A 21,632-nucleotide genomic window follows, 5' to 3' on the forward strand; every position below is an offset into this window, starting at 1 on the left:
CTTATTATTTTATAGAATAATACTGCAATTATTTAATCTCCGACTTTACACTTCCGCATGAAAGCATAGACTTCCCATAGTAAGGATTAATGATCTGTTTTTCATTGCTCAGCCAGCTTCCGTCTGCCATTGGGCAATACTGAACATAAACGGGTTGATCAGAAAGCTTAAACTGCTTGGTTAAAGCAATCATATTGTCTGAAAGGTTTAAAAAAGTTTCTCTTTGGGATGCAACATTTCTTGCATCGGAAATTGCAGAAGCATCTTTTCTTAGTACGTTCAGATTTCCTTCTGAAACTACTTTATAATCTATCGTAGAAGCTGTTTTAATGAATTCTGTTGCGGCTTTTGATGTTTTATCCGCATCATCTGAAGCTAAGGCAGACTTGATGGCGATATAGTTTTGATACAGTTTGGAAACCTTAGCATCTTTTTTAGACTGTGCTGATAATGAAACGATTGAGAATAATGATAAAGCTGCTGTTATGATATATTTTTTCATTGTTTTAAATTTTTAGAATTAATTTTTAATAAAGAATAAAGGTAACGCATCAGTAAGTGCGTCAGAACGTATCGCTTATAACAGTATAAAATAAATTATACCGAAAAACGACTGACGGATTCTAAATTCTAAAATTACAATGATTGATGTAAATAGCTACCGGCCTGTATTCGGGTGGTGCATTAATTTGAATCTGGGTAAATTTGGTTGCAGAAAAAGACTTGTCAATAACCGCAAACTGATGTTCTACGGGAATCTCTGAAACTGCACTTAAAAAATCAACATTCAGATAGTCAGACTTCTGGGAATCGTCTACTTTTACGATTTTGATTTCTGTTTTGCAGCATCCTTTTTTGTCTTTAACACCGCATTTTCCACAGATATCATCTGCTTTCTGGCTTACAGAAACAAATTCTTTCATGCAATAATGAATGCTGAAAGCTGCTCCGGAAGAAAACCCGAAGTAGAAAACAGAAAACAATATGGCCAGAATCTTTTTCATTGGTAAGACAAAGTTAAAAATATCTCTGAGACCGTTGTTATAGAATTTGGTAATGTTGTTATAAAATTCGGGTAAATAAAAAGCTTCCGAAAATTTCGAAAGCCTTTACTGTATTTTTTTGATTTCAATTCTATAGTCTGAATTCCAGTTTCACGTTAAAGAAACGTCCTGTAAGACGTACCGGAACAGGATACATATAATTGCTGTTATAGTCTGTAATCCATTGGTTCGCAACCGTATTGTTGATATTAAAGGCATTGAAAACCTGAACACCTAGTGTAAGTTCTTCAAAATTCCCCCAGAAACCGGATCTCTTATTTTTTTCTTTTGGATCGATAAATACTTTCGTCAGTCCTAAATCTACTCGTTTGTAAGAAGGAAGTGTCTGCTGGTAGTTGTAAGCAGCATTAAAATCAGGCTGTCCGTTACTGTTGAACATTACAGGAGCTCCTGTAGGTAATCCCATAGCGTATACCAAAGTAAGGTTTACACGCATAGACGGGAAGCTCGGCATATAATCCTGATAGAACATGGCAAACCTTAACCTTTGGTCTGTAGGTCTCGGAATATCTCCTTTTCCGTCAATATTTTCATAAACTCTGGCATAGCTTGCAGATAACCAAGAATCTACACCCGGTACAAATTCTCCGAATAATCTGGTATCAATACCATAAGCATATCCTTTAGAATTATTCTGCCCGGAGTAACGGATCCTTACATTATCCATATAGTATGGAATCAGATTATCCATTTTCTTATAATAAAGTTCCGTAGTCAGTTTAAATGGCCTGTCATACATCTGGAACTCATAATCATTGGCAAGAATTACCTGGATAGAACGCTGTGATTTTATATTTGAATTAAAATTACCATCTAAATCCTTGATTTCTTTATAGAAAGGAGCTTGATAATAGATACCTCCGGAAATTTTAAACAACATATCACTGTCCCAATCTGGTTTTATGGCAAACTGAGCTCTTGGAGAGAAAATAGTTTCTTTGTTAAAACTCCAGTTCGCAACACGTACTCCGGCATTCACAAATACTTTACTTGCTCCCCAATAAAACTTCTGTGAATACTGAGCATAGGCAGACAGTCTTGTCGGCTCAATATTATTTTGTCCGGCAATATAGTACGCAAGCTTAAGATCTCCTGTATTTCCGGTTCTCGGGTCAATCACTTCCGGTCTTGGAAGGCTGTACCCTGCCGAATCTACCAATTTCCATTCATTGGTAAGATCTTTCAGGTTTTCTTTCTCATATTTGAATCCAACCTCAAAATCGGTATTAACGTTAGGAGAAAATTTGGCTCTGAACTGTGTTCCGTATGTTCTTACAAATAAATCGTTTCTTGCATGTTCTATTTGTCCCCCCACATCAAAAGAGGTCACAGGCTGTTGTGTAACAGGATCAAAAGTCTGCAGTTCGTACGCTGACTGTATGGTATAATATTCTCTTTCTCTGTTCTGATAAGCAAAGGCATCCAAGGTAAGCTTCCATTTGTCTGCAGGCTTATAGTTCATGGAGAATGTACCCATCATATTTTTATACTGGTCGTTTTCCTGCCCTCCATAGCCGATATTTACGGTAATAGGCTGCTGAAGGCTTCCGAACGTAACACTTTTCGCTTTAGGAATCATCTGATAATCATTCTTGGAATAATATCCGATGAATGACATGGAAAATTTATCACTTACATGATAGTTCAGATAAGACTGAAAATCCCAATACGTAGGGTTAAAATCTGTATCTTCTTTTAAGGTATTAAGAACAAGATTGGTATTTCTGTATCTTCCGGAAAATAAGGCTGTAAATTTTTTATTTTTTGAAGCGAGACCTGTTGTAAGCCTTCCTCCAATTAAACTGGCCTCTCCTGAAACTTCAAATTTTTCAGGCTCACGGTAATAGATGTTTAAAGCTGATGACATTTTATCACCATACTTCGCTTCAAATCCACCTGCTGAGAAATTCACTGCGGATACCATATCCGGGTTGATGATACTCATCCCTTCCTGTTGAGAGTTTCTGATCAGGAAAGGTCTGTAGATCTCAATATCATTAATGTAGATCAGGTTTTCGTCATAGTTTCCACCACGAACCATATATTGTGAAGACAGCTCGGTATTGGAGTTTACGGAAGGTAAAGTTTTAAGCAATCCTTCAATCCCACCATTGATAGAAGCTACTGATTTCGCTTCTTTCGCTGAAATTCTTACATTGGTAAGGTCATTGGTTCTTCCTGTTGCTTTTTTCTGGAAGACAACTTCCTCTATATCGGTCACTTTAGTGGTCGCCGTATCTTTTTTCCTTTGTTGGGAGAAAAGCAGTACAGGGACCATAAGGCTTAGCGGTAAAACTAGTTTTTTCAAAAGAAATATTTTAGAATTTCTAAAATTAATGTTTTTTTAACAATTACAAAATTGATTCTCTAATTCTTGTCAATTTTTGTAACAAATCTTCTAATAAATCTAATCTTAACATGTTGGCACCATCAGACAATGCGGTTTCCGGTGTAGGGTGCGTTTCTATGAAAATTCCGTCTGCTCCTACTGCAATTCCTGCTTTGGCAACGGTTTCAATAAGGTCCGGTCTTCCTCCCGTAACTCCTGAGCTTTGATTAGGCTGTTGTAAAGAGTGGGTAACATCCAAAATCACAGGTGCATATTCTCTCATGGTAGGAATTCCTCTGTAATCTACAATCAGATCTGTATACCCGAAAGAATTTCCTCTTTCAATAATGGCAACTTTCTCGTTATTAGAATCTGTAATTTTCTGAACGGCAAATTTCATGGCTTCCGGAGAAAGGAACTGCCCTTTTTTCAAAGTCACACACTTTCCTGTTTGTGCTGCAGCCACCAATAGATCGGTCTGGCGAACAAGAAATGCCGGAATCTGTAGAACATCTACATATTGTGCTGCCAATGCCGCATGTTCATTTTCATGAATATCTGTTGTGGTAGGAATATTGAACGTCTCTCCTACTTTTTTAAGGATTTCAAGAGATTTCTCTTCACCAATCGTCGTGAAAGAATCTACACGGCTTCTGTTGGCCTTTTTGAAACTTCCTTTGAAAATATACGGAATATTATATTTATCTGTAAGGCTGATTACTTTTTCAGCGATTCTAAGTGCCATATCTTCCCCTTCAATAATACAAGGTCCGGCAATAAGGAAAAAGTTCTTTGAATCTTTGTGCGAAATATTATCTAAATACTGAATCATTTTTGTTGTAATTAAAAAGTTCAGTAAAAATACTTAGAAAGTTTCACAAATGGAAATTATTTGATTGCTTTAACAGGCTATGATTGAAATAGTCTTTTGAGTCTTTTGAATTCTTGAATTTCCGATTATTAAATTGATAAATGCTTCGGCAAGCTCAGCATGACAGCCCTAATACTATCTGTTATATTAATTTGAAAACTATGATAACCAGTATAAACAACTCTATGGCAAACACATCAGAATTCGCGTTACATTAATGTTATTTTATAGCGATGTCATACTGAGCTGTTGAAGCATCTGCAATGATTTATTTAAAATTTCTTTAAAACCTTCTCAAACGTATTTACGTTTCTGCTGGTAAACTGATCTTTAAGGCTTTTTTTGCCCAGCACTTTTCCAAAGGTTGAATCTAAGGTATTTCCTTTCGGTACCTGCCAGTAAAATATATTATTAATGATTTCTGCCTTTTCATTTTCTACCCGACCTGCTTTTTGAAATTCCTCCATTAGAATTTTTTCCACTCCCGGAATACCGACAAAAGCATAAATATGAAGTTCATCACTCTTATCAAAAGGAATACTGTTCCAGAAAATTTCCGTTTCTTCCTGAGATTTTACAAACAAAAAGGCTTCGTAAGAAAAATGTTCCGACATCGCTTTTTCCAAAATGGTTTTCAGCTCCTCTACCTTTTTATCCGAAGAAAAAACAATATTTCCTGAAGCCAGAATTGAACTCACATCCTTCATTCCGGCATTTTTAAAAACCTGGCATACATCAGCCATTTTCATATTGGTTCCTTTTACATTGACGCCGCGGAGAAAAGCACAGTATTTCATTTTTTTAGGTTTTAGGTAATAGGTTGCAGTTTTTGAGCCTTAGAGTTTGAGAGTACTAGAGCGATTATAAATCTTTTAATCAACTCTAATGTACAAATTATAGTCTGTTCCAGAAGGTTTCAGGTTGTAAATTTTTTCTAAAATCTTATTGTCACTTTTCAGATGATCCTTTACTCTGAATTCTTTCAAAAGCTTATAGTGAGTTTTATAATACTCTGCATTTGCATTCTTTTCTTCGTATAGGTTTTCGTAAGAAAGAAGATATTTCGGTTTTCTTGTTTTTACGGTATTGATCCAGTAATTTACTTTATCTTTTTTATCTCCTCCTGAATTTGTTTATCTACCAATCCAACCTCATCAATCGTTTTTAGTCCTGAGAAATAAGGTACATAACCAGCTGGTTCCAATAAGATCCACTGGTTTTTATCTTTTTCATATTGGTTTAAGAATGTTCCAATTGTTCTGCGGTAGTTCCATTCTCCGTTTCCTGTTGCAATACAGTGAACAGTCTGGAAAACAAGCATCGGGAAAATATAGAATATTACAAGTAATGACAACCACAGGTTTCTCTTCTCTTTCTGCTCCAATACAAAAATAAGAATAGGAACGAAAAGTAAAAGTTGCGGCACCCAGTAATACCAGTCGAACAAGCTTTTCTGAGAAATAAATATAATCTGTTTTGCCCATCCGAAAAGGAAGATTATCCATAGAAAATAGTTTCTTTTTTCTCTTTGTCTGATCAGATAGATAAAGCAAACCAGCTCAAAAATCAGGATCACAATAGTCATTGGATTAAAATCTCCGGGAACTTTCAGCATTCCCCAGAAGTTTCCGAAGCTTTTAAAAAAGTAACCTATATGCTGCTGGATCGTTAAGTTTTCACTGTAAAGAAGTTTTTTAGCTGTAATGGTGTTATTCACCAATTCTCCAAAGTAGAACCAATTGAAAGCAACCGTGGATAAAACCCCCAGGGCTCCTCCAAAAATATAATTCCATCTGATTTTTTTATTCCAGAACAGGTCTACAAGAAATACAATTCCAAGGAAGATCACAGTATCAATTCTGGTAAACATAATCAATACCGGAAGAATTGTCAGCACCCATTTTTTGCCTTTAAAAAAACCATAATATAATAATGACATCTCCAGAAAGAACAGAAGCCCATACTCCATTCCTAGAATGGAGATTTTAATGGATGGCGGCAAAATACCGATCAGAAATATAAAAATAGCTTTATGCCAAGGGTTTTTAAGAACCAAATGAGAAAGCAGTAAAGTTCCTATTGTAAATAATAGCGAATTGAAAATCAGAAGAGGTTCAATAAAGTATTCTTTTCCAAAAACAAGATTGAAAATATAAGACACAAAAACATATAGATGTGTGGTAGACGCAGAAATTTTGGTATCTCCATTGAAACCAATTACGCCATAATCCAGAAGATTCTGGGCGACCCGCCATGTAATAAACGCATCTTCCTGAATGTAATGCGTAAGTAAAAAAAGAAGCTTAAAAGCAACAGTAGCTATTACAGCATAGATTGGGAACCTGCTATTTTTTGTTTCAGCCATTATGTATTTTTAATTGTACAAATATAATCTTAATATTCAGGATTCCCAATAAATAAAAAAACGGAACCGAAGTTCCGTTTTAAAGTATGTTATTTTGTTGCTTTGATAATTGCGTTGGTAATCTGACTTTCTTTTTCTTTTGAATAAGTGGAGTCATAAGGTTCCATCACATCAAATAAATACTGATAGAATGGCGTGATCTGCTGAACATTTTCAGACTCTTTCATGGCCTTTTCTCTACCCATTTCCTGAAGGTCTTTGATAAATACATTGAACTTTTTATCAATTGGCTCTATGGATTTTACCAGATAAGCGTATGCTTTTTCTTTCTGTCCGATTTTTGTGTAAGCATCCGTTACAGCAGAAACCACAAGAGAATATTCCATCGGTTTTGTTCTCATCTGTCTTCTTAGGTAACTTTGGTCTGCTTTGGATAGGCTTAAATAATAATCGTATTCTTCAAAGATTCCTTTTTTAAGTACCTCAGCAATCTGAAGACCTTTCTGCTCCTGACCTGCGATGATGTATCCCGAAACAATTGAGCTTAATGAGCGTGGATCATTATATTTCTCAGCAGGAATTTCTTTGGCTGCAAGGTCCAGAATTTCTAATGCTTTCGCTTTCTGTCCACTTAATGCAAGTGCCGAAGCAGCTCTGCTTGCTGACATTCTGTAGCTGATGATATTAGAAGTAGCTGTTTCATCAAAGTGAGCATTTAAGTTTTTGAAGTTCCCCCATCTGAAGTTTTTCACTACGTTATAAAGAGAATTGGCATCTACTCTTCCCATATCTCCATCAGCTGTTGGAGGTGTTTGGATAGGAATTAATCGGTAGCTGAATCCGTCAAACTGAAGATAATCGTTCAGGTAGAAAATATTCTCACTGTCATAGATACCTCCTGATGAGAAGTTGATTGGACGCTTCCAGTCGAAGTTCGCCAAAAGATCCATCAAAATAAGGTTGTTTTTATACAATGTATTTCCTTTGTAAGTAATCATAATCTGATTTGCTACGTTTGGAAGATCTTCTTTGTTGATGATTCCTGCTTTCAAAGCATTCTCTTTATTTACCGGAAGGATGAATTTGTTAACCGGAAGAATATTATATTTTTCATATTTCTCTTCTCCGAAGTACATTTTCAATAACTCGTCTTTTTCAGGAGATTTGAATTTAATGAATTCAATTGCCTGTTTCAGTGTTAAAGAATCCTGAGTAAGATATTTTCTGAAAGACTGGAATTCTGTATCCGGAGCTCCCTGTTCTTTCAACATAGAGAAAACACCTTCCCAATCTTCCTTCTTCATCATATAAATCTGGTCATTTACACCATCTCTGTAATCGTCATGGGTCAACTGGCTAGGGATTCCCATAGCGTTGTACGTTCTTCTTTTAATCTGATCAAGGTTCCATGGAGTTGAAGCAAGGGTAAAGTTCACTACCTTCACATCATCTCTGAATTGTTCAGTCTCCTGAATCGCCCAAACCGGGTAAGTATCATTATCTCCGTAAACGAAAAGGATATCATTTTTCGGTAATGATTTTAATACTGAATAGGCATAATCGTAAGCTGTATACCTGTTGCTTCTGTCATGAACATTATAGTTCTGGAAGCCCATCATGAAAGGTACTCCTAATAAAACCACTCCTAAACCGATGTTGGCTCCGTTTGATTTTATTTTGGACTGTAAGAACCATAAGATAGCTCCTGCTCCCAAACCAATCCAGATGGCAAATGCGTAGAATGAACCTACCATTGCATAATCTCTTTCTCTCGGCTCAAAAGGTTTTACTCCTGTATAGAAAACAATTCCTACACTTGTTAATATAAATAAGGATAACAGTGCATAGAATCTTCCGAAGTCCCTGTTTAACTGGAAGAAAAATCCGATTAAACCTAAAATTAATGGCAGGAAGAAGAACTTCACCGTACTTTCATTCATGAATTTTGCAGGCATCTTGTCCTGATTTCCTACCGTAGCATTATCAATGAAAGGAATTCCGGAAATCCAGTTTCCTTTTGTGCTTTCCATATTTCCTTCAAGGTCATTCTGTCTTCCTACGAAGTTCCACATCAGGTATCTTACAAAGTAATATCCGTTCTGGAAAGAGATAAAGTAATCCATATTCTGAAGGAATGAAGGCTTCTGAACATTGATCAGGTTATAAGGTTTTACTTTCAGATAATCTGCAGCTGTAATAGATTTGTCTTCATATTTAGCTCTCAGTTCATCAAAGATCTGCTTAGCCTGTGGATTGTCTGCCACATCTTCATTACCATAGTTGAATGTAAAATCAGGAGCACCATACATAGAAATATAGTTGGCCATTACATCCTTATCTTCATTAAACATTCTTGGCATTAAGCTTACCTGAGACTTGTTGAATACATAATTGAAACGGTCTCCGGTTTTTCTGTAGGTTCCGGTTTTTTCATCTTTCTCGTAGATCTCTCCGGTTTTTTGTGTTTTGAAGCTTCCGTCCTCATTTTTCTCAATTCCGTTAGCATCAAGGAATGCGGTATAGTTTTGTCCGTAGATTGTTGGCCAGTCACCATACTGTTCTCTGTTATAATAATCCAGCATACCAATTGCCGTATCCGGATCATTAAGGTTCATTGGCGGGTTAGCATTCGCTCTGATAGGAATAACCATCCAGCAAGAGAATCCAATCATCATGAAAACTACAGATAATGCAGCCGTCTGATAAATATCTCTTTTTGCTTTTCTTGCATACTTAAGTAAGAAATAACAGATCGCTACCATCAAAACAAAAGCTGCAATTGTTCCTGAGTGGAAAGGAAGTCCAAGACCATTTACGAAGAAAATCTCAAGTCTTCCGAACATTGTCATAATTAAAGGGAAGATAATTTTGAAAACGATAATCAAAATTCCTAAGGTAATAAGGTTGGCCAAGATAAAGTTTTTCCAGGTAAACTTATAATTTCTTGCATAGTATACCAGACATACCGCAGGGATTGCCAGCATACACATCATATGCACTCCCACAGAAAGTCCTAAAACGAAGAAAATAAGAATAATCCATCTTTCACTGTCTCCTGCTTTATACTCATTTTCCCATTTGGTGATTAACCAGACCAAAAGCGCAATAAACATAGAAGCCATAGAGTAAACCTCACCTTCTACTGCCGAGAACCAGAACGTATCTGAGAATGTAAAGCAAAGTGCTCCTACCGCTCCGGCAAATAAAATAGAAATTTCCTGATGTTTAGTAATTTCTTCAAAATCTTTGTTCAAAAGTCTTCTCACAAAATGTGTGATCGTCCAGAACAAAAATAAAATCGTCAGCGCACTGAACAATGCAGACATCGCGTTGATCACGATAGAATAGTTTTCGCCTTTTCCTAATGCAAAAATGGCTGCCACGGCACCCACTATCTGGAATAAAGCAGCTCCGGGAGCGTGCGTTACTTCAAGTTTTACTGCAGAAGAAATGTACTCGCCACAATCCCAGAAACTGAAATTGGGTTCTATGGTGGACAAGTACGTGAAAAACGCAATGACGAAAATCACCCATCCTGAAACGGTGTTCCATTGCCTAAAAGTCCAATTTTTCATAGTATTAAATCAATTATGCGAAAATAAGGCTTTTATCTTATTTTATGCGGGTTTTAACAAAATTTAAAAATTTTGGCGTAGTATTTGCGATTATAGACGTGTCAAAACTGTAAATACAAAAATAACTTTTTACAAAACTATGCCCTAGAAATCAAACAAAAGTTTAGTAATTATTTATTTTTTTGTATTTTTGCAGTCAGATTTTTATTGAAAATAACAAATAATGAGTAATGTTTACGATAATATTCTTGGCCTGATAGGACACACTCCGATGGTGAAGCTAAATACTGTTACAAAAGATATTCCAGCAACCGTTTATGCCAAGTTAGAATCATATAATCCTGGACATTCCACCAAAGACCGAATCGCACGTCATATTATAGAAAACGCAGAAGAAAGAGGCCTTTTAAAAGAAGATTCTGTAGTTGTAGAAACTACTTCCGGTAATACCGGGTTTTCTATTGCGATGGTATGTATTATTAAGGGATATAAATGTATTCTTGCAGTAAGTGATAAAACAAAACCTGAAAAAATTGCTTATCTGAAAGCATTGGGAGCTACGGTATATATATGCCCGGCCAATGTACCGGCAGATGATCCCAGATCATACTATGAGGTTGCTAAAAGAATCGCTCAGGAAACACCTAATTCTATTTACATCAATCAGTATTTTAATGAGCTTAATATTGATGCGCACTATCAGACTACAGGTCCTGAGATCTGGGAACAGACAGAAGGTAAGATCACTCACCTTTTTGCCTGCACCGGAACTGGTGGTACGTTATCCGGTTCTGCCAAGTTTTTGAAGGAAAAAAATCCGGATATCAAAATCATTGGTGTGGATGCTGATGGTTCCATATTAAAGAGCTATCACGAGACAGGAGAAATCCATAAAGAAGATGTACATCCTTATCAGATTGAGGGAATGGGTAAAAACCTTATCCCTGCAGCCCTGCTTTTCGACAAGGTAGATGAATTTGTAAGGGTAAATGATGAAATGTCCGCGTACAGAACCCGTGAAATTGCTTTGAAAGAAGCCATCATGGGAGGTTATACTACCGGAGCTGTAACACAGGGACTCATTCAGTATGCCCAGTCTCATGAGCTTACAGAAAATGACCTGGTTGTTTTAATATATCCTGACCACGGTTCCAGATACATCACTAAAGTATACAGTGATAAATGGATGGCCGAGCAGGGATTTGTAAACAACTGTGTTCACAATTATGACGAAGTTTTCAAAACAGAGTTTATCAAATAAGAACGAATAAAATCACGATACAAATAAAGCCTTTTGCGTGTTCTGACAAAAAAGGCTTTTTTACTTAAAAATTACGATACAATGTTGGATATTTTTGAAAGAATAAAAGAAAATCCAGGACCACTTGGACAATTTGCAGATTATGGTGAAGGCTATTTTATTTTCCCAAGATTAGAGGGACCTATTGGCCCTAGAATGCAGTTTCAGGGGAGAGAAGTAATTTTCTGGAGTGCCAATGACTATTTAGGACTGTGTAATCACCCTGAAGTTATAGAAGCGGATGCAAAAGCGGCTGCAGAATATGGAATGTTCTATCCTATGGGAGCAAGAGCAATGTCCGGAGAAACAGATCAGCACCTTCAGCTGGAAAGAGAATTGGCAGACTTCGTTAAAAAAGAATCAGCATACTTATTAAATTTCGGTTACCAGGGAATGGTTTCTACCATTGATGCTTTGGTAAGCAGAAATGATGTGATTGTTTATGATATGGATTCTCATGCCTGCATCGTGGATGGAGTAAGACTTCATTCCGGTAAGAGATTTACCTATAAGCACAACGATATGGAAAGCCTTGAGAAAAACCTTCAGAGAGCCACTAAAGTAGCTGAAGAAACAGGAGGAGGTATTCTTGTTATTACGGAAGGAGTTTTCGGGATGAGAGGCCAGCAGGGAAAAATTAAAGAGATCTGTGATCTTAAATCAAAATACCAGTTCAGATTATTAGTAGATGATGCTCACGGTTTCGGAACTCTTGGTACAACTGGTGCCGGTGTGGGTGAAGAGCAGGATTGTAACGATCAGATTGATGTTTACTTCTCTACTTTTGCTAAATCTATGGCAGGTTTCGGAGCATTCCTTGCGGGTGACAAAGAAATCATCAGATATCTGAAATTCAACCTGAGATCACAAATCTTTGCAAAATCTCTTACGATGCCAATGGTAATCGGAGGATTAAAAAGACTGGAGCTATTGAGATCAAGACCTGAGATCAAAGCTAAACTTTGGGAGAATGTTGAAAAACTACAAAACGGGCTTAAAGAAAGAGGCTTCAATATTGGGGACACCAACACTTGTGTAACTCCGGTTATGATGCAGGGAACTCCGGTAGAAGCTACTCTATTGGTAAAAGATTTAAGAGAAAATTACGGAATCTTCACCTCTGTGGTGGTATATCCGGTCATTCCTAAAGGAATGATTCTTTTAAGACTGATTCCTACCGCTTCTCATACAGATGCAGAGATCAATGAAACTCTGGCAGCGTTTGAAGCGATTCATGATAAATTAGTAGGTGGCTACTACAAAGAGCAGGAGCAAAAATTACTGCAGGAACAAGGATTAAGTTTTAAACCGATTTAATCTTAAAAAATAGAAAAAGCCACTGATTGATTCAGTGGCTTTTTTGTTTAATACCTATAAAAGCAAATGAAACTTAGAGGTTACACACTGGGAATTTTATCGGCTGTTTCATATGGTCTGATTCCGATTTTTATTCTGCCTGTGAAGCGGGCACACTTTTCAATGGATATCACACTGTTTTACAGATTTTTCTTTTCAGCTTTAATGGTGGGAGGATATCTGCTGTATTCCAGGGAAAGTTTTAAAATCAATAAAAAGGAAGCCTTAATTCTGGCCATCCTTGGAATCTGCTATGCCCTTTCTTCAGAATTTCTGTTTTTGGGTTATGATTTCCTCACGCCGGGAATTGCCTCTACCGTTTTATTTGTCTACCCGATTATTGTAGCGTTGATCATGCTTTTCTTTTACAAAGAGAAACTTACTAAGCTATCCGGAACCTCTTTGCTTCTGGCTTTCGCGGGAGTAATCGTTTTATGTTTAAAAGGAAACGGACTGGGAATCAATTTTGCAGGACTGGGAATTGTAATGCTAAGTTCGCTGTTCTATGCTTTATATATGGTTATCGTCAACAAATCGAATATTAAGGTTTCAGGATTTAAGCTGACGTTTTATTCTATGCTTTTCACTTCAATATTCTTTATGACCAAAGCTTTAATGGCGAATGAATCATTTGCTATTCCTTCAACAGAGGTTTTCATTAACTTTCTTATTTTCGCATTTTTGACTACGGTTATTTCCAGCTTATGTCTGGTATTTGCCATCAAATATATCGGCTCTACTCCTGTTGCTATTTTAGGAGCGTTGGAGCCTGTAGTTGCTGTATTGATCAGTGTTTTGATGTTTCATGAAAAATTCACTCCTAATCTGTTGATCGGAATTACTTTAATTCTTTTTGGAGTTACGTTGAATGTGATTGGTGATCAAAAGAAAATAGGTCATGCTTAACGGATATAAAAAATAATACAAAAGCCGGACGTCTTTATGAGTCCGGCTTTTTTGTATCACTTGAGTAAGTGTTTTCCTATAATTTTGATTTTGCTTCTGCAAGACTCACCGTTTTTCCCAGTGCTCCAAATTCATGCAGATCTCCAAAAACTTCAATACGGATCGACTGATCAATCCCTCCCACTTTTAAAGGATCAAATCCTGCATTTGTAATTACATCTTCCACATCCTTGTCAACTGAAGCATCATCTGAAGCATAAAATAATACCGCTTTTTCAGGACTAATGTTAGAAGCACCTGCAAGACTTCCAGCACCCAATGTGCCGAATGCTTTTGCAAGTTTAGCACCCTGGGGAAGCACTGCTCTGTTAAGTTCTCCTGCAGATTCCTGTTCTCCAATAATCTTTTTAAATCCTCCATTTCCATCCGGAGCAATAGGATTAGATACATCAATAATGGTTTTACCTTTCAGAATGTCTCCATGGTCATTGAAAAACTCTTTAAAAGCACCAAACCATATTGCCGGAATAATAATATCTGCATTATTAATCGCCTGATCAATATCCATACTTTGGGCAAAACCTTTAGACTGTTGAGCAAAGTCAGCAGACTCTTCATTATTTCTTGACGCTACAATCACATGGTGGCTGTTATTAACCAAATCACCTGCAATTGCTTTTCCAATGTTACCAAGACCGATAACGGCCACTTTTTTTAATGTTTCCATTTCTTTTGATTTTTACTATTTATCTATGTCAAAATTAGGTGGAAAGACATCAAAAAAATGGCAAACTAGTTTAAGAACTGATCTTGATATTTGGTAAGGCAAATGATGAAACTAGTTTCATAAAAAGATAAATAGGGTCAGCTTTTTATTCTTCTTTGCCGGATTTTGCTTAAAAACTGCGGAGTAATTCCAAGATAAGAAGCAATCTGGGTATTGGGAAGCCGATTGGCCAACTGAGGATAATGCTTCAGGAAAGATTCATATTTTTCTTCTCCGGTAGCACTTATATTTTGAAGCACCCGGTTTTGGAGCTCAATAAATTTTTGTTCAATAATTACCCTGAAATTCCTGTCGAATTTGGGATAATAAGTATAAAGAAACCAAAGGTCATTTTTCTCAATCTGCAGAACAGTAGAAGTTTCAAGAGCTGAAATATACAGCTGGCTTGGTTTTTTATTATGAAAACTGTCTATATCTACAATCCAGTCGTTTTCTGCAGCAAACTGAAGATTATGCTCCTCCCCGTTACCATCTATATTGTACATTTTTAGGCATCCTGAAACTACAAATGTATAATATTGGCAAATTTCATTTTCCTGCAGGATAAATTGTTTTCGCTTGATTCTTCTTTCAACAAATCTTTCATTCAAAACCTCAGTTTCTTTCTTTGAAAGCGGAATATAGCTTTTAAAATATTCTACAAGCGGAGTGGTTTCTTTTGACATTGTAAATAAAATGTACTTGTTATATAGATTTTGAGTAAATCATCATTACAATATATCAAAAAAATTGAACACTATAAGGATAAATCATGCTAAAAAATCAATATCAAAAAATTATTTTAATACTGTTCCTTTTTGTATCAGAATAATAAAATACCATACAGGAGTTCGTAGAAGTGAGTCTATTGATAAAATAATATCATATTAAGCTAAAAAAATATTATGCCGGAAAACATTTAAGAAAATAAATCCTTTACTTTCTGGCATAACAAAATTTATCTGACTATATTGCATCTGTCTATTAATAGGTATTTCCTCACTTTGAAGACCAATGTATATACTTTTGAAACCGATGAAAGAATTGCAAAAACTCACCAAAGATCAATTATATAAAAAGCTCAAAGAAAAATCAGAAAATCTTTATAATGTAGCTCATGAAGCGCTGGAAAATAATTTTTTCGATGAAAGCAATTTAGATGAAGAAAGTCTTGCAGAATTTCTCGAAATGCTGGATGATGAAACAGCAGAAAAAATAAAAGACGCTTCCCTGCACATCAATAATGAAAATGATGTCCCTGAAATTGTTCTTATACAAAATGAAAGCAGTTCTTCTCTGGAACTGATTACTACGGAAGATGAAGGATATAAAATTGTTCTTATAGAAGATAATCTTGACTTATCGGAAAAGCTGTTTGTGGAAGATTATATTATTCTCATTGTTACAGGTAATATTCAGGCAAAAAATATCATTATCAATGGTTCACTGTACTGTTCCGGAAATATTACATCCAAAGTATTATTTGGAGCTTCGGGTAATGATAATGAAACGTATATCGGAGGAAGTATTATGACCTCTCTTATTGCAGAAAACGGCCATTATACGGTAGCAGAAGGCAATATATATTCAAGATATCTCATTAGCTTTCATAACGAAATCATCGGAAAAACCGGAAAATTCATAGAGAATATCAGCATTGAAAAACCTAGCGAAATTGGATTGCTAAAAACTGAAATTCTTGATGAAGACGGATATTTTGATGAAGATGCTTTTTTACATTTTATCGACAGCAATTCTCCGGATGCCTTGTTTAATAAACCTGCCAATTTATTTTAGAAGATTACTTGTAATAGAGATTATAATAACACCGAACGCAAAGTCTTTTCCTGATTATCTATAATCAGGGGAAAAAATTTTTTTCTAAAAAAACTTTAGAATAACTTTGCAAAAAATTTCTGTTGAAAGACCTGCTTCTTATTACTCCGCCTTTTACCCAGCTTAATACTCCCTATCCTGCAACGGCTTATATTAAAGGATTTTTAAATACTAAAAATATTTCCGCATATCAGGTAGATTTGGGGATAGATGTTATTTTGGAATTATTTTCAAAAGACGGAATTCAGAAGGTTTTCAATAAAGAAATTGATCTTCATAACACCTCTGAAAACTCTCAGAGAATTTATGCACTAAGAGAAGAATATTTAAAAACAATAGATCAGGTTATTACTTTTTTGCAGGATAAGACTCCTACTTTGGCAAGACAGATCTGTAGTATGAATTTCCTTCCCGAAGCTTCCCGCTTCAATCAGCTGGATGACATGGAATTTGCTTTCGGAAATATGGGTCTTCAGGATAAAGCCAAACATCTGGCAACGTTATATCTGGAAGATATTTCAGACTATATTGTAGAAAATATTGATTCTGATTTTGGCTTCAGCAGATATGCAGAACGTCTTGGGAAAAGTGCCAATTCTTTTGATGAATTATATTCCAAACTATCTGGTGAATTCACATTTATTGATGAATTTACTTTAAAAATTCTTCGTGAAAAAATAGAAACTGTTCAGCCGAAACTGGTTTGTTTTTCGGTACCGTTTCCTGGTAACCTGTACTCTGGTTTCAAATGTGCACAATGGATCAAGAAACATTATCCTCACATTAAAACGGCTATGGGAGGAGGTTTTCCCAATACAGAATTAAGGGAAGTGAAAGATCAGAGAGTATTTGAATTTTTTGACTTTATTACTTTAGATGATGGTGAACTTCCACTTGAACTTCTTCATCAGAATTTAAAAATTGATACTGAGGAAGGTGAATTCAAGAGAACTTTCCTTCTCGAAAAAAATGAAGTTGTTTACAGGAATAATTCTAAAAGACATGATTATAAACAATCTGAAATAGGGACACCTGATTATACAGATTTAAAACTGGATCAGTATATTTCCGTTATCGAAATCGCCAATCCTATGCACAGCCTATGGAGTGACGGAAGATGGAATAAACTGACCATGGCACATGGATGCTACTGGGGAAAATGTACATTCTGTGATATTTCTTTAGACTACATCAAAATCTACGAACCTATTTCTGCTAAAATTCTGGTTGACCGAATTGAAGAGCTGATCAGGACAACCGGTGAAACAGGATTCCATTTTGTAGATGAAGCAGCACCACCTGCCTTGATGAGAGAAGTAGCGCTGGAAATTCTCCGTAGAAACCTTGTTGTTACGTGGTGGACTAATATCCGTTTTGAAAAAAGTTTCACCCGTGACTTATGTTACCTTCTAAAGCTTTCGGGATGTGTCGCCGTTTCCGGAGGACTTGAAGTGGCCAGTGACCGATTGTTGAAATTAATTGATAAAGGTGTTTCTGTAGAGCAGGTTGCCAACGTAACCAGAAATTTTACAGAAGCCGGAATCATGGTTCATGCCTATCTGATGTATGGCTACCCTACCCAAACCGTTCAGGAAACCGTTGATTCTCTGGAAATGATCCGGCAGATGTTTGAAATGGGAATTCTTCAAAGCGGATTCTGGCATCAGTTTGCCATGACTGCTCATTCGCCTGTAGGAATCAGCCCCGAAGATTTCGGAGTAGTTCCCCTAAAGCAGGAAATCTTATTTGCCAACAATGATATCGATTTTAAAGATAAAACCGGAATTGATCATAACAAGTTCAGTTTCGGATTAAAAAAATCTCTATTCAATTATATGCATGGAGTCAATTTCGAACTTCCACTTCAGGAGTGGTTTGATTTTAAAATTCCTAGAACAACCATTCATCCGGATTATATCCATGACTGCCTTTTGGAAGATGGACAGTTTAGCTTGAAAGGAAATTCTAAAGTTATCTTTTTGACCAAAAACGTAATCGCTGAGAATCGCGTAAAAAATAACAAGAAATATTCTGGTACATATACGCTTCTTACATTCCACTTAAAAACCAATATTGTGAAGGTAGAGTTGGAACAGGACAAAGCAAAATGGCTGATGAACATACTGGAAGAAAATGCGATTGAAAATTCTAAAAAACCTACAATTCAGCAACTTAAGACTCAATTTGAAGAAAACTTTGAAGATTTTGAGTTATTCTGGTTCTCAAAACCTATACAGCAATTGAAGGAAAATGGCGTGATTTTAAGTTTATAAAAATTTTCGTTTTTTTTCAGGGATTTTTGAAATTGCAGAATTTTTTGTGAATTTTTATTTTTCTGGATGAATAAGACTTGATTGAATTATAATCTCTCACAGATTACACGGATTGGATTTACTCAGATTTTTATTTAAGAGAATAAAATTTTCTATTTTTCATACCGAAGGAATTCCTATTGATAAATAAATCAGTTAGGAGTTTCCTTTGATACGGTTCCTACAGATACCTTTTCCTGAATTTTAATAAAATTCGGATCCATAATAGCCATACGTTCTGCCAATGCTTTATAGGTTGGGAATTTTAAAATAGAGGCTCTACCAGACATTTCCTTGTATATGGTAAAAGATTTTCCTCCCGCTGTCTTCAATTGTTTTGTTGTAGTGATATATCTCCCGATAAGCTTGCTTTTAGCATCATAGATCTCAATATCTATAGGGGTCTTGTCCATAATGGTATCTTCTGAGCCGAAACTTATGGGTAAATTGGTAAAATATCCTACGGGAACACCATTACTGAGGATCTCTCCCACTTTGTTCACCTCAATATTCATCTTATCTATTTTCTTTCTGATGGTGTAGGCGTCTTTGGTTTTAGTGTCCAGTTTTCTTTTGGGAACATTAGAGAAAAGCTCATCAAGGTTTTTGACATTGATTCCTTTATTATCAATGATTTTAAGATCTTTGACGGAAGTAAAAACGGCTGACTTTTCTTCTCCGGAGAACGCAGAAGGTGATGAATAATCAATCTCAATGGTTTTATCTCTGTTGTATACTCTATTGACAATGATATAGCTGTCACGAACAGAATCAACGATGCTTTTATCAATGAATTTTATCGTATAGAGCGGAGTCTCTTTTAAATCCATAAAAGTATATTCGCTGGATTTGCTGGAGAGCTTAGCTACCGGAATGCCGTCAAGATTGATAATTCCTCTCTTGGTTTTGATATTCTGAGCATGGAGGAAAACACCCAGAATTGTAAAAAATATGATTATGCCTTTCTTCATACCATCAGACTTTTACATACATAAAAAAAGTGTAACACAAAGTTACACTTTCTTGAAAATATATTTAGCTTTTCATTTAATTATTCACAAAGGATAATTCCTTTATTATGATTAAATTCTACAACACCGCTTTTGATAGCATAAGCAAAAACAGAGTCTTTTCCGGATTCTTTAGTAAAGTTTTTAGCAAAAGCCTCATCAATAGAATTAGCAAAAAGCTTTACTTCACCTCCGATTAAAGAAGAAACAATTCCTGCGTGGTTTTTCATGATGTGAAATTCACCATTTTTTCCAGGCAATAATACTGAGTCTACTTCTCCTTCAAAAACTACGTATTCTGGTGTTAAAATTTTTATATTCATAGAAACAAATTTGAAATTTGATGTTTGAAATTTGAAATTACTCATAGAACTTCAAATTTCAAATCTCAAATTGTTAATAATTTATGCGTTATCAGCTAACATTTTTTGTCCAGCTTCGATAGCTTCTTCGATGGTTCCTTTCAAGTTGAAAGCTGCTTCTGGTAAGTGATCTAATTCACCATCCATAATCATGTTGAAACCTTTGATAGTATCTTTGATATCTACTAATGATCCTGGGATACCCGTAAACTGCTCTGCTACGTGGAAAGGCTGAGATAAGAATCTCTGAACTTTTCTTGCACGGTAAACAACAGATTTATCTTCTTCAGAAAGTTCTTCCATACCAAGGATTGCAATGATATCCTGAAGTGCTTTATATCTTTGAAGGATTTCTTTTACTCTCTGAGCACAGTTATAGTGATCGTTCCCTAAAATTTCAGGGTTTAGAATTCTTGAAGTAGAAGAAAGTGGATCTACTGCTGGATAGATACCTAATGAAGCAATCTTTCTGTCAAGTACCGTAGTTGCATCCAAGTGAGCAAACGTAGTTGCAGGAGCCGGGTCAGTTAAGTCATCCGCAGGTACATATACCGCCTGTACTGAAGTAATTGAACCGTTTTTAGTGGAAGTAATTCTTTCCTGCATCGCACCCATTTCAGAAGCTAGTGTTGGTTGGTAACCTACTGCTGACGGCATACGACCAAGAAGTGCAGATACCTCAGAACCAGCCTGTGTAAAACGGAAGATGTTGTCTACGAAGAAAAGTACATCTCTACCTTGTCCGCTTTCTCCACCATCTCTGTAGTACTCAGCCAATGTAAGACCAGAAAGTGCTACTCTCGCTCTTGCACCTGGCGGCTCGTTCATCTGTCCGAAAACGAATGCAGCTTTAGAATCTTTCATAGCTTCTAAGTCTACTTTAGAAAGATCCCAACCTCCGTTTTCCATAGAGTGCATGAAATCATCACCATACTTGATAATACCTGATTCCAACATCTCTCTCAAAAGGTCATTTCCTTCTCTCGTTCTTTCACCTACTCCGGCGAATACAGAAAGACCTCCGTGTCCTTTTGCAATATTATTAATCAACTCCTGGATCAATACTGTTTTACCTACACCGGCACCACCGAACAAACCAATTTTACCTCCTTTTGCGTAAGGCTCAACTAAGTCGATTACTTTAATACCTGTAAATAAAACTTCTGCAGAAGTTGAAAGTTGATCAAATTTTGGAGCTGGTCTGTGAATTGGAAGACCACCTTCATTAGAAATATTTTGAAGTCCGTCGATAGCATCACCAACAACGTTGAATAATCTTCCGTTTACCGCCTCACCGATAGGCATCATAATAGGATTTCCGTATCCAATTACGTCCTGCCCTCTTTTAAGACCGTCAGTAGCGTCCATTGCAATACATCTTACTGTATCTTCGCCAATATGTTGTTCTACTTCTAAGATTACTTTTTCACCGTTTTCTTTTGTAATTTCTAACGCGTCATAGATTGCTGGAACAGCTTCCACATCTGTGAAGACAACGTCGATTACCGGACCAATAATTTGAGAAATTTTACCTTTAATTTGGTTTGCCATTGCTAAATTTTTTCTTGGTGCAAATATAG

The 21,632-nt window shown here is 36.1% G+C and carries 17 protein-coding genes; 5 read left to right on the plus strand and 12 right to left on the minus strand.

Annotated elements, in window-relative coordinates:
* Positions 1–28: 28 nt before the first annotated feature.
* The 7 genes from CLU97_RS10685 to CLU97_RS10715 all read right to left on the minus strand — a co-directional run bounded on the left by CLU97_RS10685 (position 29) and on the right by CLU97_RS10715 (position 10,204).
* Entirely contained in the window at positions 29–502 is a 474-nt protein-coding gene (locus tag CLU97_RS10685) for a DUF3347 domain-containing protein (RefSeq protein WP_121487914.1), read from the minus strand.
* A gap of 121 nt (positions 503–623) precedes the next feature.
* Positions 624–1,004 (minus strand): HYC_CC_PP family protein, encoded by a 381-nt coding sequence (locus tag CLU97_RS10690; RefSeq protein ID WP_228437642.1) that lies wholly within the window; start codon positions 1,002–1,004, stop codon positions 624–626.
* Between the two features lie 130 nt (positions 1,005–1,134).
* Positions 1,135–3,372, minus strand: coding sequence for a TonB-dependent receptor plug domain-containing protein (locus CLU97_RS10695; protein ID WP_121487915.1), 2,238 nt, complete (start codon positions 3,370–3,372; stop codon positions 1,135–1,137).
* A 43-nt stretch (positions 3,373–3,415) separates the two neighbouring features.
* Positions 3,416–4,225, minus strand: coding sequence for a 3-deoxy-8-phosphooctulonate synthase (gene kdsA, locus CLU97_RS10700; protein WP_121487916.1), 810 nt, complete (start codon positions 4,223–4,225; stop codon positions 3,416–3,418).
* Between the two features lie 311 nt (positions 4,226–4,536).
* Positions 4,537–5,061 carry a DUF1697 domain-containing protein gene (locus CLU97_RS10705; protein WP_121487917.1) on the minus strand — a complete coding sequence of 175 codons (525 nt, stop codon included), beginning with the start codon at positions 5,059–5,061 and terminating at the stop codon, positions 4,537–4,539.
* Between the two features lie 302 nt (positions 5,062–5,363).
* Positions 5,364–6,629 (minus strand): hypothetical protein, encoded by a 1,266-nt coding sequence (locus CLU97_RS10710; RefSeq protein WP_228437644.1) that lies wholly within the window; start codon positions 6,627–6,629, stop codon positions 5,364–5,366.
* A gap of 89 nt (positions 6,630–6,718) precedes the next feature.
* Positions 6,719–10,204, minus strand: a complete 3,486-nt coding sequence (locus tag CLU97_RS10715) for a DUF2723 domain-containing protein (protein WP_121487918.1) — start codon at positions 10,202–10,204, stop codon at positions 6,719–6,721.
* Between the two features lie 223 nt (positions 10,205–10,427).
* Between CLU97_RS10715 and CLU97_RS10720 the strand changes: the two genes are divergently transcribed.
* The 3 genes from CLU97_RS10720 (at position 10,428) to CLU97_RS10730 (ending at position 13,766) form a co-directional block, all read left to right on the plus strand.
* Positions 10,428–11,465 (plus strand): PLP-dependent cysteine synthase family protein, encoded by a 1,038-nt coding sequence (locus CLU97_RS10720; protein ID WP_121487919.1) that lies wholly within the window; start codon positions 10,428–10,430, stop codon positions 11,463–11,465.
* Positions 11,466–11,549: 84 nt separating this feature from the next.
* The gene (locus CLU97_RS10725) at positions 11,550–12,821 is read left to right on the plus strand and encodes an aminotransferase class I/II-fold pyridoxal phosphate-dependent enzyme (RefSeq protein ID WP_183084633.1); all 1,272 of its coding nucleotides are present in this window, start codon (positions 11,550–11,552) and stop codon (positions 12,819–12,821) included.
* 66 nt (positions 12,822–12,887) lie between these two features.
* On the plus strand, positions 12,888–13,766 hold the full coding sequence (locus tag CLU97_RS10730) for a DMT family transporter (RefSeq protein ID WP_121487921.1): 879 nt from the start codon (positions 12,888–12,890) through the stop codon (positions 13,764–13,766).
* Positions 13,767–13,842: 76 nt separating this feature from the next.
* On the opposite strand, the gene CLU97_RS10735 is transcribed toward CLU97_RS10730, so the two are convergent.
* A complete protein-coding gene (locus CLU97_RS10735) occupies positions 13,843–14,493 on the minus strand; it encodes an NADPH-dependent F420 reductase (RefSeq protein WP_121487922.1) in 651 nt (216 codons plus the stop codon).
* Between the two features lie 137 nt (positions 14,494–14,630).
* Positions 14,631–15,218, minus strand: a complete 588-nt coding sequence (locus CLU97_RS10740) for a Crp/Fnr family transcriptional regulator (RefSeq protein WP_121487923.1) — start codon at positions 15,216–15,218, stop codon at positions 14,631–14,633.
* Between the two features lie 349 nt (positions 15,219–15,567).
* Between CLU97_RS10740 and CLU97_RS10745 the strand changes: the two genes are divergently transcribed.
* Both CLU97_RS10745 and CLU97_RS10750 read left to right on the plus strand, forming a co-directional pair.
* Entirely contained in the window at positions 15,568–16,329 is a 762-nt protein-coding gene (locus CLU97_RS10745) for a hypothetical protein (protein WP_121487924.1), read from the plus strand.
* 122 nt (positions 16,330–16,451) lie between these two features.
* On the plus strand, positions 16,452–18,641 hold the full coding sequence (locus CLU97_RS10750; protein ID WP_121487925.1) for a B12-binding domain-containing radical SAM protein: 2,190 nt from the start codon (positions 16,452–16,454) through the stop codon (positions 18,639–18,641).
* A gap of 191 nt (positions 18,642–18,832) precedes the next feature.
* Here the strand turns inward: CLU97_RS10750 and CLU97_RS10755 are convergent, their stop codons facing one another.
* The 3 genes from CLU97_RS10755 to atpD all read right to left on the minus strand — a co-directional run bounded on the left by CLU97_RS10755 (position 18,833) and on the right by atpD (position 21,603).
* The gene (locus CLU97_RS10755; RefSeq protein ID WP_121487926.1) at positions 18,833–19,651 is read right to left on the minus strand and encodes a hypothetical protein; all 819 of its coding nucleotides are present in this window, start codon (positions 19,649–19,651) and stop codon (positions 18,833–18,835) included.
* A gap of 80 nt (positions 19,652–19,731) precedes the next feature.
* Entirely contained in the window at positions 19,732–20,013 is a 282-nt protein-coding gene (locus CLU97_RS10760) for a FoF1 ATP synthase subunit delta/epsilon (protein ID WP_121489710.1), read from the minus strand.
* 81 nt (positions 20,014–20,094) lie between these two features.
* Complete coding sequence (atpD, locus tag CLU97_RS10765) at positions 20,095–21,603, minus strand: F0F1 ATP synthase subunit beta (protein WP_121487927.1); 1,509 nt, start codon at positions 21,601–21,603, stop codon at positions 20,095–20,097.
* Between the last annotated feature and the right edge of the window lie 29 nt (positions 21,604–21,632).

It is taken from the genome of Chryseobacterium sp. 7 (assembly GCF_003663845.1).
Classification (GTDB): Bacteria; Bacteroidota; Bacteroidia; order Flavobacteriales; family Weeksellaceae; genus Chryseobacterium.

Excerpts from the sequence above, each read along its gene's own strand:
- CLU97_RS10745 (WP_121487924.1), top strand. The coding sequence starts at position 15,568 with ATGAAAGAATTGCAAAAACTCACCAAAGATCAATTATATAAAAAGCTC.
- atpD (WP_121487927.1), bottom strand. The coding sequence starts at position 21,603 with ATGGCAAACCAAATTAAAGGTAAAATTTCTCAAATTATTGGTCCGGTA.
- CLU97_RS10690 (WP_228437642.1), bottom strand. The coding sequence starts at position 1,004 with ATGAAAAAGATTCTGGCCATATTGTTTTCTGTTTTCTACTTCGGGTTT.
- CLU97_RS10685 (WP_121487914.1), bottom strand. The coding sequence starts at position 502 with ATGAAAAAATATATCATAACAGCAGCTTTATCATTATTCTCAATCGTT.
- CLU97_RS10730 (WP_121487921.1), top strand. The coding sequence starts at position 12,888 with ATGAAACTTAGAGGTTACACACTGGGAATTTTATCGGCTGTTTCATAT.
- CLU97_RS10710 (WP_228437644.1), bottom strand. The coding sequence starts at position 6,629 with ATGGCTGAAACAAAAAATAGCAGGTTCCCAATCTATGCTGTAATAGCT.
- CLU97_RS10705 (WP_121487917.1), bottom strand. The coding sequence starts at position 5,061 with ATGAAATACTGTGCTTTTCTCCGCGGCGTCAATGTAAAAGGAACCAAT.
- CLU97_RS10740 (WP_121487923.1), bottom strand. The coding sequence starts at position 15,218 with ATGTCAAAAGAAACCACTCCGCTTGTAGAATATTTTAAAAGCTATATT.
- CLU97_RS10735 (WP_121487922.1), bottom strand. The coding sequence starts at position 14,493 with ATGGAAACATTAAAAAAAGTGGCCGTTATCGGTCTTGGTAACATTGGA.
- CLU97_RS10715 (WP_121487918.1), bottom strand. The coding sequence starts at position 10,204 with ATGAAAAATTGGACTTTTAGGCAATGGAACACCGTTTCAGGATGGGTG.
- kdsA (WP_121487916.1), bottom strand. The coding sequence starts at position 4,225 with ATGATTCAGTATTTAGATAATATTTCGCACAAAGATTCAAAGAACTTT.
- CLU97_RS10720 (WP_121487919.1), top strand. The coding sequence starts at position 10,428 with ATGAGTAATGTTTACGATAATATTCTTGGCCTGATAGGACACACTCCG.
- CLU97_RS10760 (WP_121489710.1), bottom strand. The coding sequence starts at position 20,013 with ATGAATATAAAAATTTTAACACCAGAATACGTAGTTTTTGAAGGAGAA.
- CLU97_RS10755 (WP_121487926.1), bottom strand. The coding sequence starts at position 19,651 with ATGAAGAAAGGCATAATCATATTTTTTACAATTCTGGGTGTTTTCCTC.